This is a genomic window from Pseudomonas sp. SIMBA_067 (genome assembly GCF_046534675.1).
Classification (GTDB): Bacteria; Pseudomonadota; Gammaproteobacteria; order Pseudomonadales; family Pseudomonadaceae; genus Aquipseudomonas; species Aquipseudomonas putida.
Genome location: NZ_JAWRYH010001307.1, coordinates 1 through 237, shown reverse-complemented (window position 1 = coordinate 237; position 237 = coordinate 1). Strand labels below are relative to the sequence as shown.

Genomic DNA, 237 nt, shown 5'->3' with positions numbered 1-237 from the left:
CATGTTTTTCATTCGCGGCTTGGCGTTTTTCTTGTGGTCGCTCGCGGGGGTCTTGAATTGAAAGCGCGGCAACAATAACTATCACCTCACGCAATGCACCTAGTTTATGTGCAGTTAGCACCATTTTTGCTAAACGCGGGTCAACCGGCAAACGACTTAGCTCTCGCCCAGATTGTGTTAGGCTGGTTTTTTGATGACGCTTAGCCGCTTTTACTGCTTGTAACTCTTCAAGCAATG

1 protein-coding gene is annotated in these 237 nt (G+C 47.7%); it reads right to left on the bottom strand.

Annotation, left to right across the window (positions count from 1 at the left end; translation table 11 throughout):
* A partial coding sequence (locus SB765_RS33555) for a hypothetical protein (protein ID WP_410933025.1) occupies positions 1 to 237 on the bottom strand: 237 nt, incomplete at both ends.